The organism is Georgenia sp. EYE_87 (assembly GCF_023148685.1).
Lineage (GTDB): Bacteria > Actinomycetota > Actinomycetes > Actinomycetales > Actinomycetaceae > Georgenia.
This window is the reverse complement of the sequence record NZ_JAHXNL010000001.1, coordinates 739,379-760,733: the sequence shown is the minus strand read 5'-3', so window position 1 is coordinate 760,733 and position 21,355 is coordinate 739,379. Positions and strand designations below refer to the sequence as shown.

Here is a 21,355-nt window from a genome sequence, read left to right as displayed (position 1 = left end):
GTTCTACTGAGGGTGACGGGTTGTGCGGCTGCGGGCAGGTGCTGCCGGAGGCGGTGATCGGTGCGGATCTGGACTCCGCCGTGATGGGTGAGGTCACCCCGGCGACGTTCGAGGACGGCAGTCCGCTCTCGCCGGCCCTGCTGGCGCGCCTGGCCTGCACCGGTGCGGTGCACCGGGTGGTCTTCGGCCCGGACTCGGAGGTCCTGGACGTCGGCCGGGAGCAACGGATCTTCACCGCCGCCCAGACCCGGGCGATCATCGCCCGCGACAAGCACTGCCAGTACCCGGACTGCGACGCCCCGCCCGGCGAGGGCGAGATCCACCACAGCGTCTGGTGGTGGGAACAGTTCGGCTCCACCAGCGTCAAGCTCGGCGTCCTGCTCTGCTGGGCCCACCACGACCACGTGCACCAGCACCGCATCACCATCGAACGAAGACGCGGCACGTGGAAGTTCTATCGCCGCGACGGCACACCGATCCGCGAACAGGCCCGCTCAGCGCGAGCCCCTGCCGGGTGAGCGCCGCGATCGGACTCGTAGTCTGGTGGGGTGCGGGCGGTGGAACGAACGTGGGTGCCGGGCTGGCCATGTGCCGTCGGTCAGACGCTCGCCGTCCTGCGGCACGGTCCCGCCGATCCGACGGCGCGGTACGGCGCCGGAGTCTACTGGCGCGGCCTGCGTACCCCGCAGGGCACCGCCACGCTGCGGCTGGAGGTGCGGGCGACGGACGGTGCGGTCGCCGCGACCGCCTGGGGCGATGGTGCTGACTGGGCCATCGAGGCCGTCCCGGCCATGCTGGGGGCCGATGACGACCCCGACGGGTTCCCCGCCGACCGGCACGCGCGAGTGGCGGAGCTTGCACGGAGTTTCCCGCACCTGCGCCTGCCCAGGACCGGGCTGGTGATGGAGTCGCTGGTCCCGGCGGTGATCGAGCAGAAGGTCGCCGGAACCGAGGCCTTCGCCGGCTACCGGCGTCTCGTGCACTTCTTCGGGGAACGGGCTCCCGGCCCGGGGGAAAGTCAGCGCCTGTGGGTGCTGCCGAGCCCGGAGACGCTGGTTCGCATCCCGTCCTGGGACTGGCTCCGTCTGGGCATCGACCCGGCACGCTCACGCGCCGTCGTCGGAGCGGCGACGGTCGCGCCGTCGCTCGAGCGGGCCGCCCGTGTACCGACCGAGGACGCCGACCGGCGCCTGCGCTCACTGCGCGGCATCGGGGTGTGGACCAGCGCCGAGGTCCGGGTGCGCTCCCACGGCGACGCCGACGCCGTGAGTTTCGGCGACTACAACGTCGCGCGTGACGTGGGCTGGGCCCTGACCGGCAGGGACGGTGTCGACGACGACGGCCTCGCGGAGCTCCTCGAACCGTTTCGGCCGCACCGCTACCGCGTGCAGCGCCTCGTCGAGCTGGCGGGGATCCGGCGACCGCGCCGGGGAGCCCGGATGCCGCTCCGGACGCATCTGCCGGTGTAGCGGGAACACTGGCGCTCGTAGGGGCCCGCGGGCAAGCCGGGCACGTCCGCGCAAGGAGCGGTGCAGGTTGGGCGGGTCGAGGCGTCCGCGAGTGATCTGCCTGGTCAGCTCAGCGCCTGACGCAGCTGGCGCCACCCGCGTTCTCCGCATCCCGGAAACGCGATTCCAGATTCTTGTCCAACGTTCCACCTGGGACTAATGTCCTGACCACACCGTGGGCGTTGTTTCGGCATGGATAACCTGCGTCCACGGAACGCGCGTGAAACCATGCCATGACCTGAGCCCGCCGTTTCCGGTGGGTCGAGGAGCGTGAGCGATGGAGCCCATCCAGGTCACCGTCAACGGCCGGGTCCGGGACGCCGGCGGGGCCGGCCCGCACGCAAGCCTGCTGGACTGGCTGCGCGGGCAGGGACTGACCGGGGCCAAGGAGGGGTGTGCCGAGGGGGAGTGCGGCGCCTGCGCCGTCCTCGTCGCCCGGCCGAACGGGCCGGACGGCGCCACCTGGACCGCGGTGAACGCCTGCCTTCCGCCGGCCCTGGCGTTCGACGGCCAGGAGATCGTCACCGCGGAGGGGCTGGGCACCGCCCCCGGCGCGTGCGCCGTCGAGGACCTCCACCCGGTCCAGCGGGAGATGGCCGAGCGGGGTGGCTCGCAGTGCGGCTACTGCACGCCCGGGTTCGTCTGCGCCATGGCGGCGGAGTACTACCGACCCGGCCGGAGCCGCGCCGAGGCCAGCACGCCGGAGGAGACCGGAACCGCCGCGACCGGCGAGGAGCACGCGGCCGACCACGAGGTGGGGCCCAACGGGTTCGACCTGCACGCCCTCAGCGGCAACCTGTGCCGCTGCACCGGCTACCGGCCGATCCGTGACGCGGCCTACGCGCTCGACGCCCCGGAGCAGACGGACCCCCTGGCGCGCCGTCGCCACGCGCCGGCACCCGCGCCCCGCCACACCCGGCTGAGCGCCGACGCGGGAGAGTTCGTCCGGCCAGGCAGCCTCGAGGAGCTCTTCGACGAGCTCGACCAGCACCCCGACGCGGTTCTTGTCGCGGGAGCCACGGACGCCGGGGTGGACCGGAACATCCGCCACACCCGGCCTCGCCTCGTGCTCGCGATCGACCGCCTGGCACCGCTGCGCACCCTGCACACGAGCGCGGAGAGCATCGAGCTCGGCGCCGCACTGACCCTGTCCGAGATCGAGTCGGCCCTGCACGGCCGGGTGCCGCTGCTCTCGGCGCTCTTCCCGCAGTTCGCCTCCCGGCTGATCCGCAACGCCGCGACCCTCGGTGGGAACCTCGGCACGGCGTCACCGATCGGCGACGCCGCCCCCGTGCTGCTCGCCCTGGACGCCTCGCTCGTGCTCGCCTCGCGCGACGGCGAGCGTGAGGTCCCGCTCGCCGAGTACTTCACCGGCTACCGCACCTCCGTGCGGGAGCCGGGGGAGATCATCCGCGCCGTGCGGATCCCGCTGCCGCTGGCCGGTGCGACCGCCTTCCACAAGATCGCCAAGCGCCGCTTCGACGACATCTCCTCGGTCGCGGTCGCCGTCGCCGCCCGCATCGAGGCCGGCACGGTCGAGGACGTGCGGATCGGACTCGGTGGGGTCGCCGCCACCCCGGTGCGTGCCCTCGCCACCGAGGACGCCCTGCGGGGGCGGCCGTGGGTCTACGAGACCGCGGTCGAGGCCGCGGCGGTCATGGCAGGGGAGGGCACCCCGCTCGACGACCACCGCGCCAGCGCCCGCTACCGAACTGCGATGCTCGAGCAGTCCCTCCTGCGGTTCTTCGCACAGACCCAGCAGGCCGACAGCCTGGAGGTGTCCCGATGAGATCCCTCGCCGACCGCCCGGTCAACCCCCGTGTCGGGGAGACCGTCTCCCACGAGAGCGCCGCCCTCCACGTCAGGGGCACCGCCCTGTACACCGACGACCTGGTGTTCCGGGGCGCGCGCGTCCTCCATCTCTGGCCGGTCCAGGCGCCTCATGCGCACGCCCGCGTCACCGCGGTGCGGACCGCCCCGGCCCTGACGGTGCCTGGCGTGGTCCGCGTGCTCACCGCGGACGACGTCCCGGGCACCAACGACGCCGGCACCAAGCACGACGAGCCGCTCTTCCCCGACGAGGTCATGTACTACGGCCACGCCGTGTGCTGGGTGCTCGGGGAGACCCTCGAGGCCGCCCGCCTGGGCGCCGAGGCCGTCGAGGTCGAGTACGAGCCGCTGCCCTCGCTCCTCACGCTCACCGAGGCGATCGCCGCCGAGAGCTTCCAGGGCAACCAGCCCACCGTCGCACGCGGCGACGCCGCAGCCGCCCTCGCCTCGGCCCCGCACCGGTTCACGGGCGAGTTCGAGATGGGCGGGCAGGAGCACTTCTACCTCGAGACCCACGCCTCCCTCGCCCACGTGGACGAGTCGGGGCAGGTGTTCGTCCAGTCCTCCACCCAGCACCCCTCGGAGACCCAGGAGATCGTCGCGCACGTCCTGGGCCTGGACGCCCACGACGTCACGGTCCAGTGCCTGCGCATGGGCGGGGGCTTCGGCGGCAAGGAGATGCAGCCCCACGGCCTGGCCGCCGCCGCAGCCCTCGGTGCGGTGCTCACCGGGCGCCCGGTCCGGATGCGGCTCAACCGCACCCAGGACATGACGATGACCGGCAAGCGCCACCCGTTCCACGCGACGTGGGAGGTCGGCTTCGACGACGACGGCCACCTCCTCGGTCTGCGCGCCACCATCACCTCCGACGGCGGGTGGAGCCTGGACCTGTCCGAGCCCGTCCTGGCCCGGGCCCTGTGCCACATCGACAACGCCTACTTCATCCCCGACGTCGAGGTCCACGGCCGCATCGCGAAGACCCACAAGACGTCCCAGACCGCCTTCCGCGGCTTCGGCGGCCCGCAGGGCATGCTCGTGATCGAGGACATCCTCGGCCGGTGCGCCCCCGCGCTGGGGATCGACCCGGCGGAGCTGCGCCGTCGGAACCTCTACCGGCCCGGCCAGGCCACCCACTACGGGCAGCCGGTCAGGCACGCCGAGCGGCTGGCGGACGTGTGGGACCAGGTGGTGGCGCGCTCCGACCTCGACGCCCGCCGCGAGCAGGTTGCCGCGTTCAACGCGAGCCACGAGCATCTCAAGCGCGGCATCGCGATCACCCCGGTGAAGTTCGGGATCTCGTTCAACTTCACCGCGTTCAACCAGGCCGGCGCGCTGGTGCACGTCTACAAGGACGGCTCGGTCCTGATCAACCACGGCGGCACCGAGATGGGGCAGGGCCTGCACACCAAGATGCGGCAGGTGGCCGCCACGGCGCTCGGGCTGCCGCTGGGGCGCGTCCGCCTGGCGCCGACCCGCACGGACAAGGTGCCCAACACCTCCGCCACCGCGGCCAGCTCGGGGGCCGACCTCAACGGCGGCGCCGTCAAGGACGCGTGCGACCAGATCCGCGAGCGGCTCGCCGACGTCGCCGCCCGCAAGCTGAACGTCCACCCCGACGACGTGCGCTTCGTCGACGGCCGCGTCACCGGCATCGGCTTCCACGACCAGGACCTGTCCTTCGAGGAGGTCGTCAGCGCCGCCTACTCCCAGCGGGTCCCGCTGTTCGCCGCCGGGTACTACCGCACCGAGGGCATCCACTGGGACGCCTCGCGCATGCAGGGCGAGCCGTTCAAGTACTTCTCGTTCGGCGCGGCGGTCTCCGAGGTGGAGGTCGACGGCTTCACGGGGGCGTACCGGTTCCTGCGCACCGACATCGTTCACGACGTCGGTGACTCGCTCTCCCCGCTGATCGACCTGGGCCAGATCGAGGGCGGCTTCGTCCAGGGTGCCGGCTGGCTCACCCTCGAGGAGCTGCGCTGGGACACCTCCGACGGCGAGCACCGGGGGCGGCTGGCGACCCAGGCGGCGAGCACGTACAAGCTGCCGAGCTTCTCCGAGATGCCGGAGGAGCTCAACGTGCACCTCTACGAGCGCGCCACGGAGAGCGGGGTCGTGTACGGATCGAAGGCGGTGGGCGAGCCGCCGCTGATGCTCGCGTTCAGCGTCCGGGAGGCTCTGCGCGCCGCCGCGGCGGCCTTCGGCCCCGAGGGGACCGTGGTCGAGCTCGCGAGCCCGGCGACTCCCGAGGCGGTCTTCTGGGCGCTCGACGCCGCACGGTCGGTGGCACCTGAGGCCCGCTCCCGGACGGGCGCGGGGGCGTCCGGGTCTGACGCCGGACTGCCTTCGGCGGACGACGGCGAAGCTGGGGCGGCGGCTTCCGCGGCCGCCGCACGGGGCACGGCCCATGTTGACGGCCGGCGACCTGAGCGGGTGGCGAGGACCTGATGGACTGGCTCGCCGCGCTGGCGCACCTGCGGGCCGGGGGGCTGCCGGGCGTCCTGGTCACCGTCACGGACGTGCGCGGGCACGCCCCGCGCGAGGCCGGGGCGAAGATGGTCGTGGCCGCCGAGGGGACCTGGGACAGCATCGGCGGGGGCAATCTCGAGGCCACCGTCGTCGACCGGGCACGTGAGCTGCTGGCCGGCGGTGCCCACGTTCCCGAGCGGATGACGTTCGCGCTCAACGAGCACGTCACCAACCGCCACGGCAACCAGTGCTGCGGCGGCGAGGTGAGCGTGCTCCTCGAGCCGTTGCGCACCCGCGCCACCATCGCGGTCTTCGGCGTCGGGCACGTGGGGTTCGAGCTGGGCCGGATCCTCGCGCGGCTGCCCGTCTCGCTCCACCTGGTGGACAGCCGTGCCGACCAGGTCGCCGCAGAACGCCTGGCCGAGGTGACCGGCCCGGCCGAGGTCCGGGTCCACCACGCCCCAGCCCCCGAGGTGGTGCTGCGGAACCTGCCCGAGGGATCCCGTGTGCTCGTCATGACCCACGACCACGCCGAGGACCTCATCCTGTGCGACGCCGCCCTCAACCGCGGCGACCTCGCCTACGTCGGCCTGATCGGGTCGCGCGCCAAGTGGGCACGCTTCCGCAGGCGCCTGCACGAGGCGGGGCACGACGACGCCGCGATCGACACGATCACGTGCCCGGTCGGGCTGCCCGGACTGACGGGCAAGGCGCCCGCCGTCATCGCTGTCAGCGTCGCGGCAGACCTCGTGCGGCAGCTGGAGCGGGATCTCGCGCCGGTCGGGACGGGCCGGGAGGCGGCGGGTGGACCGGCCGCCGACGGTTCCGGGGATGACGGCGCTGACGGCGGCGTGACGGCCGACGGTCCGGCGACGGCGGACGCGCGGTGACGGGCACGCCCGGGGACGGCGGCGTGACGGCCGACGGTCCGGCGACGGCGGACGCGCGGTGACGGGCACGGCCGGGGACGGCGACGGCGGAGCCGGGGCGACGGCGCCCGACGCTGCCGGGGTCGGCCGCACGTGGATCAAGAACCCGCTCGCGATCCTCGCCGCCGACGGGCTCGACGCCCGGGGCGGCGTCGTCGTCGAGGGTGACCGGATCGCCGAGGTGCTCGGAGCGGGGCGGCAGCCCGCGGCGCCCTGCGGGACGGTGCTGGAGGCGACCGAGCACGTGGTCCTCCCCGGGCTGATCAACACCCACCACCACTTCTACCAGACCCTCACCCGCGCCTGGACGCCGGTGGTCAGCGCCGAGCTGTTCCCCTGGCTGGTCAACCTCTACCCGGTGTGGGCGCAGCTGACCCCGCGCGATCTCGAGCTCGCCACCACCGCGGCCCTGGCCGAGCTCCTCCTCTCCGGTTGCACCACCGCCGCGGACCACCACTACCTCTTCCCCGGCGGCCTGGAGGACGCGATCGACATCCAGGTCGACGCCGCCCGCAGCCTCGGCATCCGTGCGGTCCTCACCCGCGGCTCGATGACCCTCGGGTCGGACGACGGCGGTCTGCCGCCCCAGGACGTCGTCCAGGACCTCGACACGATCCTCGCCGACAGCCGGCGTCTCGTGGAGAGTCACCATGAGCGTGGCCCGGGCGCACAGATCCAGATCGCCCTCGCCCCGTGCTCACCGTTCTCGGTCACCCAGGAGGCGATGCGGGACAGCGCCGCGCTGGCCGAGGACCTGGACGTCCGGCTGCACACGCACCTCGCCGAGACTCTCGACGAGGAGCAGTTCTGCCTCGACAGGTTCGGCCTGCGCACCGTCGACTACCTCGAGTCGGTGGGCTGGCTGAGCCCGCGCGCCTGGCTCGCCCACGGCATCCACTTCGACGACGGCGAGATCGCGCGGCTCGGCGCCGCGGGGGTGGGGATCGCCCACTGCCCGACGTCGAACATGCGACTGGCGTCGGGCACCTGCCGCGCCCTGGAGCTGGAGGACGCCGGGGCCGCGGTCGGACTGGGGGTTGACGGGTCGGCCTCGAACGACGGCTCGAACCTGATCCTCGAGGCACGGCAGGCCCTGTATCTCCAGCGGCTGCGGTACGGCGCCGACGTGCCGCCCGAGCGGGCGCTGCGCTGGGCGACGGTGGGATCGGCGCGGGCGCTGGGGCGGGACGACCTCGGTGAGATCGCGGTCGGCAGGCAGGCCGACCTCGCCCTGTTCCGGCTGGACGACCTGCGGTTCTCGGGCAGCCACGACCCCCTCGCCGCCCTGCTGCTGTGCGGGGCCGACCGCGCCGACCGGGTCATGGTCGCGGGGCGGTGGCGCGTCGTGGGCGGGCAGATCGAGGGTCTCGACCTGCCCGCCCTGGTCGCCGATCACTCGGCCGCGGCGCGCGGACTGCTGTCACGCGCCGACGTCTGACCGGGACCGCCGCTGCGTCGGGGTTTCCGAACCGTCAGCGGGGTCCCCGCGTCCTCAGACGCGGTCGTCCCGGGTGGTGTCGCGACGTCGCTCGCCGGTGAGGGGATCGACGTCCTCGTCGGCGCGGACGCCCGTCGCCGGGTCGTCGACGTCCACGAGCCGCGCCGTCCCCGACTCCACCGTGGTGTCCGCCGGCACGGTGGTGGTGGGCGGAGCCGTCGCTGCCGGGGTCACGGTGACGGTGGGGGACTCCATGACCGGCTCGGTCGACGGCGAGACGGTGGCGTCGGTCGTCACCGTCTTGTCGCCGCTCTTCCTCGCCGCGGCCACTGCTGCCGCCCCGGCGGCCACGGCGGCGGCACCGGCTGCGGCCGCCTTGCCGGAGATGCCGGCCTTGCCGGAGTCACCTCGGGACGCTGCCGCTGCCTCGACGCCGGGTGTGCCCACCGGGGCGCCCTTGTTGATCGACCCGCGCCAGGCGCCCGTGGCGTACTCCTCCGACTCGATGAACGCCTTGAAGCGCTCGAGGTCGCCCTCGGCCTGCTTCTCGACGATGTTGAGCAGGTCGCCGGCCTTCTCCACCAGGCCCTCGGGCTCGTACTCCAGCTCGAGCGTGACGGACGTCTGGCCGCCGCCGACGTCCTCGAAGAGCACCGTTCCGGCGTTGGTGGCACCTTCCGTCGCGGCCCACGCGATCTTCCGGTCCGGCACCTGCTCGAGGATGCGGGCCTCCCACTGACGCTTGACCCCGGCGATCTCGGCGACCCACTGCAGACGGTCGTCCGAGAGCTGGGTGACGCTCTGGACCCCGCCCATGAAGTGCGGGAAGTCCTCGAACTGGGTCCATTGGTTGTACGCGGTAGCCGTCGGCACGTTCACAAGGATCCGCTTGTGCACCTTCGTGGTCATGGCACCTGCTTCGGGTCGGGGACGGGGACCTTCACCCCGTCGCGTCCTCCCAGCATGGGGCAGCCGTCGGGAGGGCGCGCGCCGAGGCCGGGGCGGCCGCCGTCGAGCCGCGTGACCCGCTCGTGACCGCGCCGCCGCGCCGATCCGGTGTTGCTCAGGAGGCGAACAGCGAGGCGAGCGCGGCGTCGGCGCGGGCCTGGTCGGCTCGCTCGAACGTGGACGTCGTCGCCATCACCTCGTCCGCGCCGGTGCGCCGCACCAGCTGGCCCAGCCGCTCGGCCACCTGCCCGGCGGTGCCGTAGACCGACCCGGCGAGGAACTGCTCCATGGTCGCGCGCTGCTTCGACGTCAGCGTCCGCGACCGGACCGCCGCGACGTCCTCGAGCGGCGGGAAGGCGCCGGTGGTGCGCGAGGCCGCCATCGCCCATGCCTCGGGCAGGAGCAGGTCCCGCGCGCGGTCCTCCGAGTCGGCGACCATCACCGTGACGCTGGCGATGACATACGGGTCACCGCCGGTCGCCCGCACCGCCCGGCGGTACGCGTCCAGCGCTGCGGCCCCCTCGAGCGCCGGTCCGCCGACCGCGACCGGGAGTCCCGCACGGCCCGCCAGCGACAGCCCCCGGCCGCCGGCGAGCAGGAAGATCGGCGGCGGTACGGCGAGGCGGGGTGTCGCAGTGACCGGACCCCGGCCGCCGAGGAACGCGCGGACGGCGTCGACGTCCGCCAGGAACCGGTCCGGGTCCGCCTCGGTGGCGCCGAGCGCCTCGCGCACGGGAGCGCTGAAGCCGAGCGAGCGCCCGAGCCCGAGGTCCACGCGCCCCGGGTGGAGGCTCTCGAGCACCGCGAACTGCTCCGCGACGACGAGCGGGGCGTGGTTGGGCAGCATGACCCCGCCCGACCCGACGCGGATCCGGGAGGTCCGGGCCGCCACGGCAGCCGCCAGGACGGCCGGGCTCCCGCTGCCGATGCCGGGCACGGCGTGGTGCTCGGCCACCCAGAACCGGTGATAGCCCAGCTCCTCCGCCAGCCGCGCACGCTCGATCGTCGACAGCAGCGCGAGGGCGTCGGGCTCGCCGGCGCGCGTGCGTGAGCGGTCCAGCAGGGACAGGGGGACGTCGATCGGAGGCATCACCTCGAGCAACCGCGGAGCCGCGGCCGATATTTCTGTCCGGGCGTCCGGGCGTCCGGGCGTCCGGGCGGCCCGGCGGCCCGGCGGCCCGGCGGCCCGGCGGCCCGGGCGCACGACGGCCCGGCGGCCAGGTGTGGCGCCGCGGGAGCTGGTGAGCCATGGCGGGGACCTCCCCGTGCGGCCCGGGCCCGGAAGCCCTGGCGTGCAGGAGGCGGAGCGGCCACGATGCAGGGATGGGCGGGCTGACCGGTGAGGCGCGGGACCGGGTGCGGGCGCTGAGCCTGTGGCTGGTGACCGGGATCGTCCTGGCAGGGGTCGCCGTCGGGCTCTACGCCGTCGTGGTCGGGTTCGACCGGACGCAGCCCGCCGCCGTCTCCCGCGTGGCGCAGGGCGCCGAGCCCCGGGACCTGATCGTCGAGTACGTCGGTGGCAGCCCGGGCTGCGGGGACCCGCACCGCGTCGAGGTGACGGAGTCCGAGGACGAGGTGGTCGTCGCGGCCACGGTGGTGGTGCGGCACGGCACGCGGTTCAACGCGGCGTGCGACGACGAGGGGGTCAGCATGGTCCAGACCGTGCGCCTCGCCGAACCTCTCGGGGGCCGCTCCGTGCGTGACGCCTCACGGCCGGGCGTCACCGTCCCGGTGGTCGCGGATCTCGCCGAGCTGGCCGAGGGATGAGGGGTCAGCGCCCGGCGAGACGCTCGGCGTAGGCGTCGCGCAGGGCCGCCCAGCCGTGGTTCATGGCGTCCTGCCCGACGATCGGTGCCACGGGTGTCCCGGCGAGCACGCTGGCGGCGACGTCGAGGCACAGGTGCCAGCCGGCGGCCACCTGCGCCATCCAGTCGTGGCTCTCGACGGTGTGCGACAGCTCGAGGCGGGTCCCGCCGCCGGTCTCGACGAGCGTCCAGCGCAACAGATCATCGCCCCAGGTGTGCTCGAGCACCTCGGGAGGGTCGGCCCGCCGGACGTCCGCGGGCAGGTCCTGGCGCGTCCCGCCGTCGATCATGGTGAGGGTCGCGGGGCCGGTGGCCGCGAGGTCCCGGTCAACGGTGTACGGCGCCCACCGGGCCAGCTCCCGCGGCACGGTCAGCAGGGCCCACACCCGCTGCCGCGGGAAGGGCAGCTCGCGGCGAAGGGTGAGGACCCAGGCGTCGCCGTCGGGACGCCCGGAGGCCTCGGCCAGGGGACCGGGTGAGAAGGGGGCTTCCGTCATGGGGTGCTCCTGGTTCGGGCAGGGGCGCCGCGGTGGTCACCGTGCCGGATCGGGTGCGCCGGCCGTGCTGTTCACGGGCGCGGAGGGGTTCAGGCACCGACGCGCAGCCGGGCCACCTGCGAGACGAGATGCTCGACGGCAGCGTCGATCCAGGGCAGCGTGTCCAGGCTGTTCTCGTGGACCCACCAGTGCCACCCGTCGCGGGCGTGCGGGAACAGCAGGGCGAGATGCTGGCCGTGCGCGTTGGTCACGAGCGGAACGACGTCGGTCCGCCCGGCTCCGACGATCGCCGTGCGTGGCGGGTCGGTCAGGAGCGTGGCCCTCGCCATGAGGTCGACGCCGAGCACCTGGGCGGCCGGCGTGGTGCAGAACGAGGCGTCCAGCACCTGGGTGGCGACATGGGTGCCGGTGGGCAGCCGGAGGGGCCCGCCGAACTGCAGGATCGTCGCGCCGGGCGCCACGGCCAGGGGGGCCGCGGGGGCGGTGGTGACGACCAGATCCGCGTCTGCCGGGGTCGCGGTGAGCGTGTGGCCGTCGGCGCTGACGATGTCGACGACGTCGTCGGTGTCCGGGCCGGGCAGGTTGATGTGCACGAGCACAGCTGGGCAACTTCCTCATCGGGGGCAGGGATGAGCACATCCAGTGTGACCCCACCTCCGCACATCGCGCCAGCGAATCGCGGACGTGGCAGGTTCTGGCCATCCGCGGTCCGATCACGTCGCCGGGACGCCCCTGGGGGCAGACTCACCACGTCGTAGCTGGACCGCATCCAGGAGTTCGGAGGAGCACTCATGCGCAAGCTCGTGATGGCAGGTTTCGTCTCGCTCGACGGCGTGATGCAGGCGCCGGGCGGCCCCGAGGAGGACCCCGAGGGCGGCTTCCCCTACGGCGGCTGGCAGTTCCCGTTCGCCGACCCCGAGATGGGGGACGTGATCACCCGCGTGTTCGAGCGCACCGGCGCGTTCCTCCTGGGCCGCCGCACCTACGACATCTTCGCGTCCTACTGGCCCGAGCACGCCGACCCCGACGACCCCATCTCCTCCCAGCTCAACGTCCTGCCGAAGTACGTCGTCTCCACCACGCTGACCGAGCCGACCTGGCAGCCCACCACCGTGATCTCCGACCGCGTGCCCGAACGGGTGAGCGAGCTGAAGGAGCAGGACGGCGGCGACATCCTCATCCAGGGCAGCAGCCGCCTCCTGCAGACCCTCCTGGCCCACGACCTCGTCGACGAGCTCCTGGTCGGGATCTACCCCGTCGTCCTCGGGCAGGGGAAACGGCTCTTCGAGAAGGGCGTGCCCGGCCGCACACTGCGGCTCACGGACTCGCGACGCACCAGCTCGGGTGCGTTCTTCAACACCTACGAGTTCGCGGGCGAGGTCGAGGTCGGCTCGTTCGGCGACTGAGCGGCGGCCGACCGATCGGCAACCGGCTGAGCGGCGGACGACCGAGCGGCGGCCGGCGCCGCGCCCACCAGCTCACGGTGCTCGGTGCCCGCGAGGAACCCGCGAATGGTCTCGCGGCTCCGCGTCAGGCAGCTGATGCGCGCGTCCAGCTCACGCAGCTCCGCGGCGAGCTTCTCCGCCACGTCGCGGGTGCACACGGCGGCGAGCTCGGGGGCCCGGGCGCCCTCGAGGTCGAGGATGGCCCGCACCAGGCGGGTGGGCACCCCGGAACGTACGAGCAGCGCCACCCGTTCCACCCGGGCGACGTCCTCCTCGCCGTAGCTGCGGTACCCGTTGTCGGACCGCGCGGCCTCGATGAGCCCCTGCTGCTCGTAGTAGCGCAGCAGGCGGGGCGCCACGCCGGTCCGGCGGGACAGCTCGCCGATCTTCACGCCGACCCCCCTTGACATTGACATCAATGTCAGACTTTACCGTGGGCGCATGGACCGGACAACGCCCGCTCGCAGACCTGCCACGCAGGACCGTCGCCCGCTCCGCCGCGGTCGGGAGCACCCGCGCGCGGAAGGGCCCGGAAGCGTTCCCACGACGGCGGGCCCGACGCCCTGGTCCGGCCTGCTCACCCTCGCCGGGGCGACCTTCGTCGTCGTCACCGGCGAGATGCTGCCCACCGCGGTGCTGCCCCACCTCGCGGCGGACCTGGAGGTGCCCGTCGCCCGGGCCGGCCTCCTCGTCTCGGTGTGGGCGGCGACGGTGGTCCTGGCCAGCTTTCCGCTCGTCCGTCTCACCGCACGGTTCGACCGTCGCCGCGTCATCGCCGTCGCGCTCGCCGTCTTCGCCGGCGGGAACCTGGTCACGGCGCTCGCCGGGTCGTTCGCCCTCGCCGCGGGCTCGCGCGTGGTCGCGGCCGCCGCCACCGGGCTGCTCTGGGCCTCGGTCAACGCCCACTCTGCGGCCCTCGTGCCCGAGCACCGCATCGCCCGGGCCGCCTCCGTGGTGCTGGGCGGCGGCACCCTCGGGACCGTGCTGGCCGTCCCCGCGGGCAACGCGGCGGCCGGGCTGTGGGGCTGGCGCCCCGTCTTCGTCGCGCTCAGCGTGCTGGCGCTCCTGGCGGCGACAGCCGTGCTGACCGTCCTGACGCCCGCGCCACGGTCCGCCGTCGGCGGGGGAGCGGCGCCGGACCGGCGGTGTCCGCTCCGGCACCTCGTCACCCTCGCCGGGCTCGGCGGGCTGGTGCTGGCCGCCCACTTCGCCGCCTTCACGTTCGTCACCGCGCTGCTCGCCGACCGGGGCAGCGCCGTCCCGGCGTCCGCGCTGCTCCTGCTCTTCGGTCTGCTCGGCGCCGGCGGCGTCGCGCTCGTCGGGCGGGTGGGGGACCGGTACCCCCACGGCACCGGGGTCGCCGTCGCCGCCCTGGTGTCCGTCAGCCTCGCCGCGCTGGTGCTGCTGGGCGTGCACCCCGCGCTGGACGTCCTGCTCTTCGCCGTCTGGGGCGTCTCCACCGGCGCCGTCGGCCCCGCCGTGCAGACGGCGATGATGCGCGCCGCGGGCGCCGAGCACCGCGACACCGCTGGCACCCTGCTGCCCGTGGCGTTCAACCTCGGGATCGCCCTGGGGGCCGCCGCCGGCAGCGCCGTCGTGGACAGGTTCTCCCTCGGCCTGCTGCCGGCCCTCGCCACCGGGCTGGCCGTGCTCGCCACCGCGGGGCTGGCGATCTCCGCCCGCGCCGCGGCGCCCGCCCGCCGGGCCCGACGCCGGGCCGGACCGGCCCTGCGTGGGGCGGCGACCGGGCGGGGGGACCGTCGCGGCCGGAGAGCGGGCCGCTCCCGCATCACCGTCCCGGCCCGCATAATGAGCGCGGCCCGTGCAACGGGCCCGGCCCGCATCATGGGCCCCGCCCGCGCGCCGGACGCGCCGAGATCGGAGGAGCCGTGCCCCGCCTGACCCTGCTCGCCACCGGCGGCACGATCGCCACGCGTGCCACCGGCGCCGGCCGCGTCGTCGCCGCGACGGGCACCGAGCTGCTCGAGCGCGCCAGAGGCGTGTGGGGGTTCGACGGCGACGTCGACGTCCTCGACGTGGAGGGGCTCGTCTCCTCCGCCCTGACGGTCCCGACCGTGCTCGAGCTCGCCGGCACGGTGCGCCGGGCCCTCGCCGCCTCCGACGGCGTCGTCGTCACCCACGGCACCGACACGATGGAGGAGACGGCCTTCCTCCTCGGGCTCACCCTCGGCCCCTCCGCCCCGGTGACCCTGACCGGCGCCCAGCGGCCCTTCGACGACGCCGCCCCGGACGGCCCCCGCAACCTCGCCGCGGCCCTGGCCTGGGCGGCCGACCCCGCGGCCGAGGGGACGGGCGTGACGATCGCCTTCGCCGACGTCGTGCTGCCCGCGGTCGGGGTGCACAAGACCAAGACCCTCGGGCTCGAGGCCTTCGCCGCCCCCACCCGGGGACCGATCGGGCACGTGGACGAGACCGGGGTGCGGCGCCACGCCCGGCCCGAGATCCCCGCCGCACTCCTGCCGCCCGGGACGACGGACCTGCCCCGGGTCGCCGTCGTGCCGCAGTACCTCGGCGTGGACGCCACCGACGTCGACGCCGCCGTGCGCGGCGGGGCGCGCGGCCTCGTCGTCGCCGGGTTCGGCGCCGGGAACACCACCCCGCCGGTCACCGCGGCCCTCGTGCGGCTGCTCGAGCGCGGCCTGCCAGTGGTCGTCACCTCCCGCACCGGCTCGGGCGCCGTCGCCGGCCTCTACGCGGGCGGCGGGGCCGACCTCGCCGCGGCCGGCGCCGTGATGGCCGGCGACCTCTCCCACTGGCAGGCCCGCCTCCTGCTCGCCGCGGTCCTCGCCACCCAGGACGGCGACGGGGAGGACTGGGCCACCCGCACGCGGCGCTGGCTCGCCGACGCCGGTGCCGTGCCCCGGCGGGCCGGGGCGGCGGTCCGGAAGTAACGTCGGGCGCGTGGACCCGGTCTCGGCGCTCAAACGCGTGGCGTTCCTGCTCGAGCGCGAGCTGGCCGAGAACCACCGCGTCCGGGCGTTCCGCAGGGCGGCGTGGCGGCTGGAGTCCCTGCCGCCGGGCGAGGTCGATGCGCGGCTGCGTGCCGGCACGCTCACCGCCCTGCCCGACGTCGGACCCAGGACCGCCGCTGTGGCCGCCCAGGCCGCCGCCGGCCAGGTGCCCGACTACCTGGCCGACCTCGAGGCCCGGGCCGCCTTCCCGCTCGTCCCCGGCGGGGAGACCGTGCGCGGGTGGCTGCGCGGGGACCTGCACTCCCACTCCGACTGGTCCGACGGCGGCAGCCCGATCCGGGAGATGGCCGAGGCCGCCGTCGGCGCCGGGCACTCCTACCTCGCCCTCACCGACCACTCGCCACGCCTGACCGTCGCCAACGGGCTGAGCCCCGAGCGGCTGCGTGAGCAGCTCGATGTCGTCGCCGGCCTCAACGCCGAGCTCGCACCGTTCCGCCTCCTCACCGGCATCGAGGTCGACATCCTCGAGGACGGCACCCTGGACCAGGAGGACGAGCTCCTCGACCGGCTCGACGTCGTGGTGGCGAGCGTGCACTCCAAGCTGCGCACGGACGCGCCCGAGATGACCCGCCGGATGGTCGCCGCGGTGACGAACCCGCACGTCGACGTCCTCGGCCACTGCACGGGGCGCCTCATCACCGGCGGCCGGGGCACCCGGCCGGAGTCCCGCTTCGACGCCGAGGCGGTCTTCGAGGCGTGCCGCCACTCCGGCGTCGCCGTGGAGATCAACTCGCGGCCGGAACGACGCGACCCGCCCACCCGGCTGCTCCGGCTCGCGGAGGAGACCGGCTGCCTCGTCTCGATCGACACCGACGCCCACGCGCCCGGCCAGCTCGACTTCCTCGATCTCGGTTGCCAGCGCGCGCAGGAGGTCGGGATCACCCGGGAGCGCATCGTCAACGCGGCACCGCTCGAGGAGCTGCTCGCCTGGACCGGACGGCACGGACGATGAGGGCAGGGGCGTGAGCGCGCACGTGGGCACCTCCGGGTGGTCCTACGACCACTGGGAGGGCGTCCTCTACCCACCGGGGCTCCACCCCCGCCACCGCCTCGACCGCTACGCCGCGGAGTTCGGCACCGTCGAGCTGAACGCCAGCTTCTACCGCTGGCCGCGCGAGGCGGCCTTCGCCGGGTGGCGCCGGCGCCTGCCGCCCGGCTTCCAGCTGTCGGTGAAGGCGCCCCGCGGCCTGACTCACGGCAGGCGCCTGTACTCCCCGGAGGTCTGGGTCGAGCGGATGATGCGGTCGTGGCACGAGCTGGGGGAGCGGCGGGCGGTCCTGCTCGTGCAGCTGCCGCCCTCGCAGCAGCGCGACGACGCCCGGCTCGCGTACTTCCTCGACCGGCTGCCGTGGTGGATGCGCGTCGCGGTGGAGCTGCGCCACCCCAGCTGGGACGACGGCGCGGTCTACGACCTGCTGGAGCGGCACGGCGCGGCCTACTGCGTGATGAGCGGCGCCGGCCTGCCGTGCGTCCTGCGAGCCACCGCCCCGTTCGTGTACGTCCGGCTCCACGGACCAGACCGCCACCATCTCTACGGCGGCTCCTACGGCGAGGACGACCTGCGCTGGTGGGCGGACCGCGTGCGGGAGTGGGAGGGCGCCGGCAGGGAGGTCTTCCTCTACTTCAACAATGACGGCGACGGGCACGCCGTGCGCAACGCGCGCCGGCTGCGCGAGCTGCTGGGGGGCTGAGGCGGCGCCCGCGACGGCCGGCCCGCGAGAGGACGGACCGGGAGCGGACCGCCCGGGAACGAGCTGCGTGGGAACGGGCTGCGTGGGAACGGGCTGCGCCGGAACGGGCTGCGCCGGAACGGGCTGCGTGGGAACGGGCTGCGCGGCCGTTCCGCCCGGTTGGCCGATGCCGACCGGCGCATGGGTTGACGCCCGGCCCAGGGGTGCTAGTTTCCTGCTACCGAGTAACAGGTAATCAATCACTCACCGGGCGTCGTGGCCTGAATCCCCGCGTCAGCCACCGGCGAGCCGTTGCCGACAGGAGCACCCATGGCTGCGAGCACCACCCACCGCCACGACGAGCCGACGGCGGAGCCCGCCGGCGTCCCGGCCGACCTGTCCGCGCTCGTCGAGGACGCCGTCACCCTCGCTGACGAGTGGCTGGCGGCCACCGAGGCAGGGCAGTCCGACAAGGAGCGGGCGACCTCCCAGCAGCTGGCGGGCCTGGTCGGCGACCCGCAGGGGCTCGACCTCGCCGTGCGGTTCGTGGACCGCGTGGCCCGGCCGGAGGACTCCCGGGTGGCCGCCCACGAGCTGACCGGCCTGTCCGCCGGTGCGGCCGGGTTCCTCTCGACGTCGGACCGTGCGCTGCTCGCCGTCGGCGCGAAGGTCGCGCCGCTGGCCCCGGGCGTCGTCGTGCCGCTGGCACGCAAGCGGCTGCGCCAGCTGGTCGGTCACCTCGTGGTCGACGCTCACGACCCGGCGCTCGCGCAGCACCTCGTCCGGGCGCGGGCGGAGGGCTTCCGGCTGAACATCAACCTGCTCGGCGAGGCGGTCCTCGGCGAGTCCGAGGCGGCCTCCCGGGCCGACCGCACGCGGGCGCTGCTCGAGCGCGACGACGTCGACTACGTCTCGATCAAGGTCTCCTCGCTCGTCTCGCAGATCTCCACCTGGGACACCGCGGGCACGGTGGCCCGCGTCACCGAGCGGCTGCGCCCGATCTACCGGGCCGCCAAGGCCCGCTCGCCCCACGCCTTCGTCAACATGGACATGGAGGAGTACCGGGACCTCGACCTGACCATCGAGGTGTTCACCGCACTGCTCTCGGAGCCGGAGTTCACGGATCTCGAGGCCGGCATCGTGCTCCAGGCCTACCTGCCGGACGCCAACCGCGGGCTCGACGAGCTCCTCGCGTTCGCCCGGAAGCGCGTGGCCGACGGCGGCGCACCCATCAAGATCCGCCTTGTCAAGGGCGCAAACCTGTCCATGGAGCACGTCGAGGCGAAGCTGCACGGCTGGGAGCAGGCCCCGTACACCAGCAAGGACGAGGTGGACGCGAACTACCTGCGGCTCGTCGAGCGCACGCTCCGCCCGGAGCTCGCCGGCGTCGTGCGCCTCGGCGTCGCCTCCCACAACCTCTACGACGTGGCCCTGGCGCACCTGCTCGCCGAGCGCCGCGGCGTCGGCGCGTCCCTCGACGTCGAGATGCTGCAGGGCATGGCACCCTCGCAGGCACGCGCGGTGCGCGACACGGTCGGCTCGGTGATCCTCTACACCCCCGTCGTCGCGCCCGAGGACTTCGACGTGGCGGTCTCCTACCTGATCCGCCGCCTGGAGGAGAACGCCCAGTCCCAGAACTTCCTCCACGGGCTCTTCGCCGGCGGCGAGGAGGCGATGACCGACCAGGAGCGCCGCTTCCGTGCGTCTGTGCGGGACATCCCCACGACCTCGACGGCGCCGCGTCGCTCGCCCGAGCACGCGCCGGCCGGCGAGACCTTCACCAACGCCACCGACTCCGACCCTGCGCTGCCCGAGGTGCGCGAGTGGGCCGGGCGGCTCGTCTCCGCCTCGCCCGCGCCGCTGACCTCGCCACTTCTCGGCTCGGTCGCCGAGGTCGACGAGGTCGTCGCCCGCGGCCGGGACGCGCAGCGGGCGTGGGCCGCCACGCCGGCCGCCGAGCGCGCCGCGCTGCTGCGCCGCGCCGCCGACGAGCTCGAGGACCGGCGCGGCGCGCTGATCACCCAGATGGTCCACGAGGGTGGCAAGACCATCGACCAGGCGGACCCGGAGGTCTCCGAGGCGATCGACTTCGCCCGCTACTACGCCGACCGCGCCCTCGAGCTCGAGGCGGGTGCCTCGCTGCACGCGGACGGCGCCCGGTTCACCCCGGACGTGCTCACGCTGGTCACGCCGCCGTGGAACTTCCCCGTGGCGATCCCGATCGGCGGCGTCCTCGCCGCGCTGGCCGCCGGCTCCGCCGTCGTCATCAAGCCGGCCCATCACGTGCCCGGCTGCACCGAGATCGCCATGGCCGCGCTGCACGCCGCGGGTGTGCCGGGAGACGTCGCGCAGGTGGTGCGCACCGACGAGCGTGAGGTCGGCAGGGCGCTGGTCGCCCACGAGGGGGTCGACTCCGTCATTCTCACCGGCGCCGCCGAGACCGCCGAGATGTTCATGTCCTGGCGCCGTGGTCGCCCGGGCGGGGCGCGCGTGCTGGGGGAGACGTCGGGCAAGAACGCCCTGGTCATCACGCCCGCGGCGGACTACGACCTCGCGGTGGCCGACCTCGTCAAGAGCGCGTTCGGGCACGCCGGGCAGAAGTGCTCCGCCGCGTCCCTGGTCATCCTGGTCGGGTCCGCCGGCCGGTCCGAGCGGCTCCGCCGCCAGCTGGTCGACGCCGTGAAGTCGCTTCGCGTGGGCTGGCCGACCGACCTGACGACGACGATGGGCCCGGTCATCGAGCCGCCCACCGGCAAGCTCGAGCGTTCGCTGACCGTCCTCGAGCCGGGCGAGAAGTGGCTCGTGGAGCCCCGCCAGCTCGACGACAGCGGGCGTCTGTGGTCCCCGGGCCTGAAGGACGACGTCGCACCCGGGTCCTTCTTCCACCTCACCGAGGCCTTCGGTCCCGTGCTCGGCATCATGTACGCGAAGGACCTGGACGAGGCCGTCACGCTGCAGAACGCCACCGCATTCGGCCTCACCGGGGGCCTGCACTCCCTCGACGAGGCCGAGATCGACCGCTGGCTGGAGAAGGTCGAGGTCGGCAACGCCTACGTCAACCGGCACATCACCGGGGCGATCGTGCGGCGCCAGTCCTTCGGCGGCTGGAAGTCCTCCTCGGTGGGCCCGGGCGCGAAGGCCGGCGGTCCGAACTACGTCGCGCAGCTCGGCACGTGGGCGCCCGACGGCGTCCCCGCGCAGCAGGGTGAGACCACGTCGGACGTGCGCGGGGCCCTGGACGACTACACCGGCCTGGTCACCTCCCAGGCCGACCGGTCCTGGCTGCGGTCCGCCGTCGCCTCCGACGCCGCCGCGTGGGCGGCCGACCTCGGGGTCGAGAAGGACGAGAGCGGCCTGGAGGTCGAGGCCAACATCTTCCGGTACCGGCCCACCGAGGTGACGGTGCGCACCGTGCCCGGGGCGTCCGTCGTCGAGCTCGTCCGGGTGCTGCTGGCCGCCGAGCTCGCCGGCAGCCGCGTCCGCGTCAGCCTCGACCCGGAGACCAGCGCGGCCCTGAAGGCCCTCGACGCCTCCGCCGAGACGGCCCGGGCGGGGCTGCGCCGACTGGCCGAGCACGTCACACGCGGGGAGAGCACCGAGGAGTTCATCGCCCAGGTGCGCCGCGAGCCCGTGGACCGCGTCCGGGTCATCGGCTCGGGCGACGAGGCGGCCCGCGTCGTCGACGAGCTGGCCTCACCCGCGGTCACGGTGCTCGACGGGCCGGTGCTCGCCACCGGGCGGCGCGAGCTGCTCGCCTTCCTGCGCGAGCAGGCCGTCTCCCGCACCCTCCACCGCTTCGGTCACCTGCCGGCCGGGCACTGACCGC

18 protein-coding genes are annotated in these 21,355 nt (G+C 74.4%); 13 read left to right on the top strand and 5 right to left on the bottom strand.

The window, feature by feature from the left end; translation table 11 throughout:
- The 6 genes from KZX45_RS03380 to KZX45_RS03355 all read left to right on the top strand — a co-directional run.
- Nucleotides 1–518: DUF222 domain-containing protein (locus KZX45_RS03380; RefSeq protein ID WP_248256268.1), on the top strand; the 518-nt coding region annotated here is incomplete at its 5' end.
- A gap of 39 nt (nucleotides 519–557) precedes the next feature.
- Entirely contained in the window at nucleotides 558–1,469 is a 912-nt protein-coding gene (locus tag KZX45_RS03375) for a DNA-3-methyladenine glycosylase 2 family protein (RefSeq protein WP_248256267.1), read from the top strand.
- A 316-nt stretch (nucleotides 1,470–1,785) separates the two neighbouring features.
- A complete protein-coding gene (locus KZX45_RS03370) occupies nucleotides 1,786–3,297 on the top strand; it encodes a xanthine dehydrogenase small subunit (protein ID WP_248256266.1) in 1,512 nt (503 codons plus the stop codon).
- The gene (gene xdhB, locus KZX45_RS03365; protein WP_248256265.1) at nucleotides 3,294–5,783 is read left to right on the top strand and encodes a xanthine dehydrogenase molybdopterin binding subunit; all 2,490 of its coding nucleotides are present in this window, start codon (nucleotides 3,294–3,296) and stop codon (nucleotides 5,781–5,783) included. Before KZX45_RS03370 ends, xdhB begins: the two co-directional genes overlap by 4 nt.
- Complete coding sequence (xdhC, locus tag KZX45_RS03360; RefSeq protein ID WP_248256264.1) at nucleotides 5,783–6,694, top strand: xanthine dehydrogenase accessory protein XdhC; 912 nt, start codon at nucleotides 5,783–5,785, stop codon at nucleotides 6,692–6,694. The genes xdhB and xdhC overlap by 1 nt, the downstream gene beginning before the upstream one ends.
- 136 nt (nucleotides 6,695–6,830) lie before the next feature.
- Nucleotides 6,831–8,171 carry an 8-oxoguanine deaminase gene (locus KZX45_RS03355; RefSeq protein ID WP_248256319.1) on the top strand — a complete coding sequence of 447 codons (1,341 nt, stop codon included), beginning with the start codon at nucleotides 6,831–6,833 and terminating at the stop codon, nucleotides 8,169–8,171.
- A 54-nt stretch (nucleotides 8,172–8,225) separates the two neighbouring features.
- Here the strand turns inward: KZX45_RS03355 and KZX45_RS03350 are convergent, their stop codons facing one another.
- Together KZX45_RS03350 and KZX45_RS03345 are read right to left on the bottom strand one after the other, a co-directional pair.
- Nucleotides 8,226–9,080 carry an SRPBCC family protein gene (locus KZX45_RS03350; protein WP_248256263.1) on the bottom strand — a complete coding sequence of 285 codons (855 nt, stop codon included), beginning with the start codon at nucleotides 9,078–9,080 and terminating at the stop codon, nucleotides 8,226–8,228.
- A 154-nt stretch (nucleotides 9,081–9,234) separates the two neighbouring features.
- Nucleotides 9,235–10,209 (bottom strand): MsnO8 family LLM class oxidoreductase, encoded by a 975-nt coding sequence (locus KZX45_RS03345; RefSeq protein WP_248256262.1) that lies wholly within the window; start codon nucleotides 10,207–10,209, stop codon nucleotides 9,235–9,237.
- Nucleotides 10,210–10,442: 233 nt separating this feature from the next.
- Between KZX45_RS03345 and KZX45_RS03340 the strand changes: the two genes are divergently transcribed.
- Nucleotides 10,443–10,886 carry a hypothetical protein gene (locus tag KZX45_RS03340; RefSeq protein WP_248256261.1) on the top strand — a complete coding sequence of 148 codons (444 nt, stop codon included), beginning with the start codon at nucleotides 10,443–10,445 and terminating at the stop codon, nucleotides 10,884–10,886.
- A 4-nt stretch (nucleotides 10,887–10,890) separates the two neighbouring features.
- Here KZX45_RS03340 and KZX45_RS03335 read toward each other — a convergent pair whose 3' ends face one another.
- Nucleotides 10,891–11,421 (bottom strand): SRPBCC family protein, encoded by a 531-nt coding sequence (locus KZX45_RS03335; protein ID WP_248256260.1) that lies wholly within the window; start codon nucleotides 11,419–11,421, stop codon nucleotides 10,891–10,893.
- 89 nt (nucleotides 11,422–11,510) lie between these two features.
- Nucleotides 11,511–12,020, bottom strand: a complete 510-nt coding sequence (locus tag KZX45_RS03330) for a hypothetical protein (protein ID WP_248256259.1) — start codon at nucleotides 12,018–12,020, stop codon at nucleotides 11,511–11,513.
- A 192-nt stretch (nucleotides 12,021–12,212) separates the two neighbouring features.
- Between KZX45_RS03330 and KZX45_RS03325 the strand changes: the two genes are divergently transcribed.
- Nucleotides 12,213–12,827, top strand: a complete 615-nt coding sequence (locus KZX45_RS03325; protein WP_248256258.1) for a dihydrofolate reductase family protein — start codon at nucleotides 12,213–12,215, stop codon at nucleotides 12,825–12,827.
- On the opposite strand, the gene KZX45_RS03320 is transcribed toward KZX45_RS03325, so the two are convergent.
- A complete protein-coding gene (locus tag KZX45_RS03320; protein WP_248256257.1) occupies nucleotides 12,782–13,276 on the bottom strand; it encodes a MerR family transcriptional regulator in 495 nt (164 codons plus the stop codon). The two genes, KZX45_RS03325 and KZX45_RS03320, sit on opposite strands and share 46 nt — an antisense overlap.
- A gap of 31 nt (nucleotides 13,277–13,307) precedes the next feature.
- Between KZX45_RS03320 and KZX45_RS03315 the strand changes: the two genes are divergently transcribed.
- From KZX45_RS03315 to KZX45_RS03295, 5 genes are all read left to right on the top strand, one after another.
- Nucleotides 13,308–14,768, top strand: a complete 1,461-nt coding sequence (locus tag KZX45_RS03315) for an MFS transporter (protein ID WP_248256256.1) — start codon at nucleotides 13,308–13,310, stop codon at nucleotides 14,766–14,768.
- Nucleotides 14,756–15,778 (top strand): asparaginase, encoded by a 1,023-nt coding sequence (locus tag KZX45_RS03310; protein ID WP_248256255.1) that lies wholly within the window; start codon nucleotides 14,756–14,758, stop codon nucleotides 15,776–15,778. The genes KZX45_RS03315 and KZX45_RS03310 overlap by 13 nt, the downstream gene beginning before the upstream one ends.
- Before the next feature lie 10 nt (nucleotides 15,779–15,788).
- Nucleotides 15,789–16,811 (top strand): PHP domain-containing protein, encoded by a 1,023-nt coding sequence (locus KZX45_RS03305; RefSeq protein WP_248256254.1) that lies wholly within the window; start codon nucleotides 15,789–15,791, stop codon nucleotides 16,809–16,811.
- Nucleotides 16,812–16,821: 10 nt separating this feature from the next.
- Nucleotides 16,822–17,550, top strand: a complete 729-nt coding sequence (locus KZX45_RS03300; protein WP_248256253.1) for a DUF72 domain-containing protein — start codon at nucleotides 16,822–16,824, stop codon at nucleotides 17,548–17,550.
- 309 nt (nucleotides 17,551–17,859) lie between these two features.
- Nucleotides 17,860–21,351 carry a proline dehydrogenase family protein gene (locus tag KZX45_RS03295; protein WP_248256252.1) on the top strand — a complete coding sequence of 1,164 codons (3,492 nt, stop codon included), beginning with the start codon at nucleotides 17,860–17,862 and terminating at the stop codon, nucleotides 21,349–21,351.
- The last annotated feature ends 4 nt before the right edge of the window (nucleotides 21,352–21,355 follow it).

What these genes read in the sequence shown, in the direction of transcription:
- KZX45_RS03370 (WP_248256266.1), top strand. Translation starts at nt 1,786, where the DNA reads ATGGAGCCCATCCAGGTCACCGTCAACGGCCGGGTCCGGGACGCCGGC.
- xdhB (WP_248256265.1), top strand. Translation starts at nt 3,294, where the DNA reads ATGAGATCCCTCGCCGACCGCCCGGTCAACCCCCGTGTCGGGGAGACC.
- xdhC (WP_248256264.1), top strand. Translation starts at nt 5,783, where the DNA reads ATGGACTGGCTCGCCGCGCTGGCGCACCTGCGGGCCGGGGGGCTGCCG.
- KZX45_RS03350 (WP_248256263.1), bottom strand. Translation starts at nt 9,080, where the DNA reads ATGACCACGAAGGTGCACAAGCGGATCCTTGTGAACGTGCCGACGGCT.
- KZX45_RS03345 (WP_248256262.1), bottom strand. Translation starts at nt 10,209, where the DNA reads ATGCCTCCGATCGACGTCCCCCTGTCCCTGCTGGACCGCTCACGCACG.
- KZX45_RS03340 (WP_248256261.1), top strand. Translation starts at nt 10,443, where the DNA reads ATGGGCGGGCTGACCGGTGAGGCGCGGGACCGGGTGCGGGCGCTGAGC.
- KZX45_RS03335 (WP_248256260.1), bottom strand. Translation starts at nt 11,421, where the DNA reads ATGACGGAAGCCCCCTTCTCACCCGGTCCCCTGGCCGAGGCCTCCGGG.
- KZX45_RS03325 (WP_248256258.1), top strand. Translation starts at nt 12,213, where the DNA reads ATGCGCAAGCTCGTGATGGCAGGTTTCGTCTCGCTCGACGGCGTGATG.
- KZX45_RS03320 (WP_248256257.1), bottom strand. Translation starts at nt 13,276, where the DNA reads ATGTCAAGGGGGGTCGGCGTGAAGATCGGCGAGCTGTCCCGCCGGACC.
- KZX45_RS03315 (WP_248256256.1), top strand. Translation starts at nt 13,308, where the DNA reads ATGGACCGGACAACGCCCGCTCGCAGACCTGCCACGCAGGACCGTCGC.
- KZX45_RS03295 (WP_248256252.1), top strand. Translation starts at nt 17,860, where the DNA reads ATGGCTGCGAGCACCACCCACCGCCACGACGAGCCGACGGCGGAGCCC.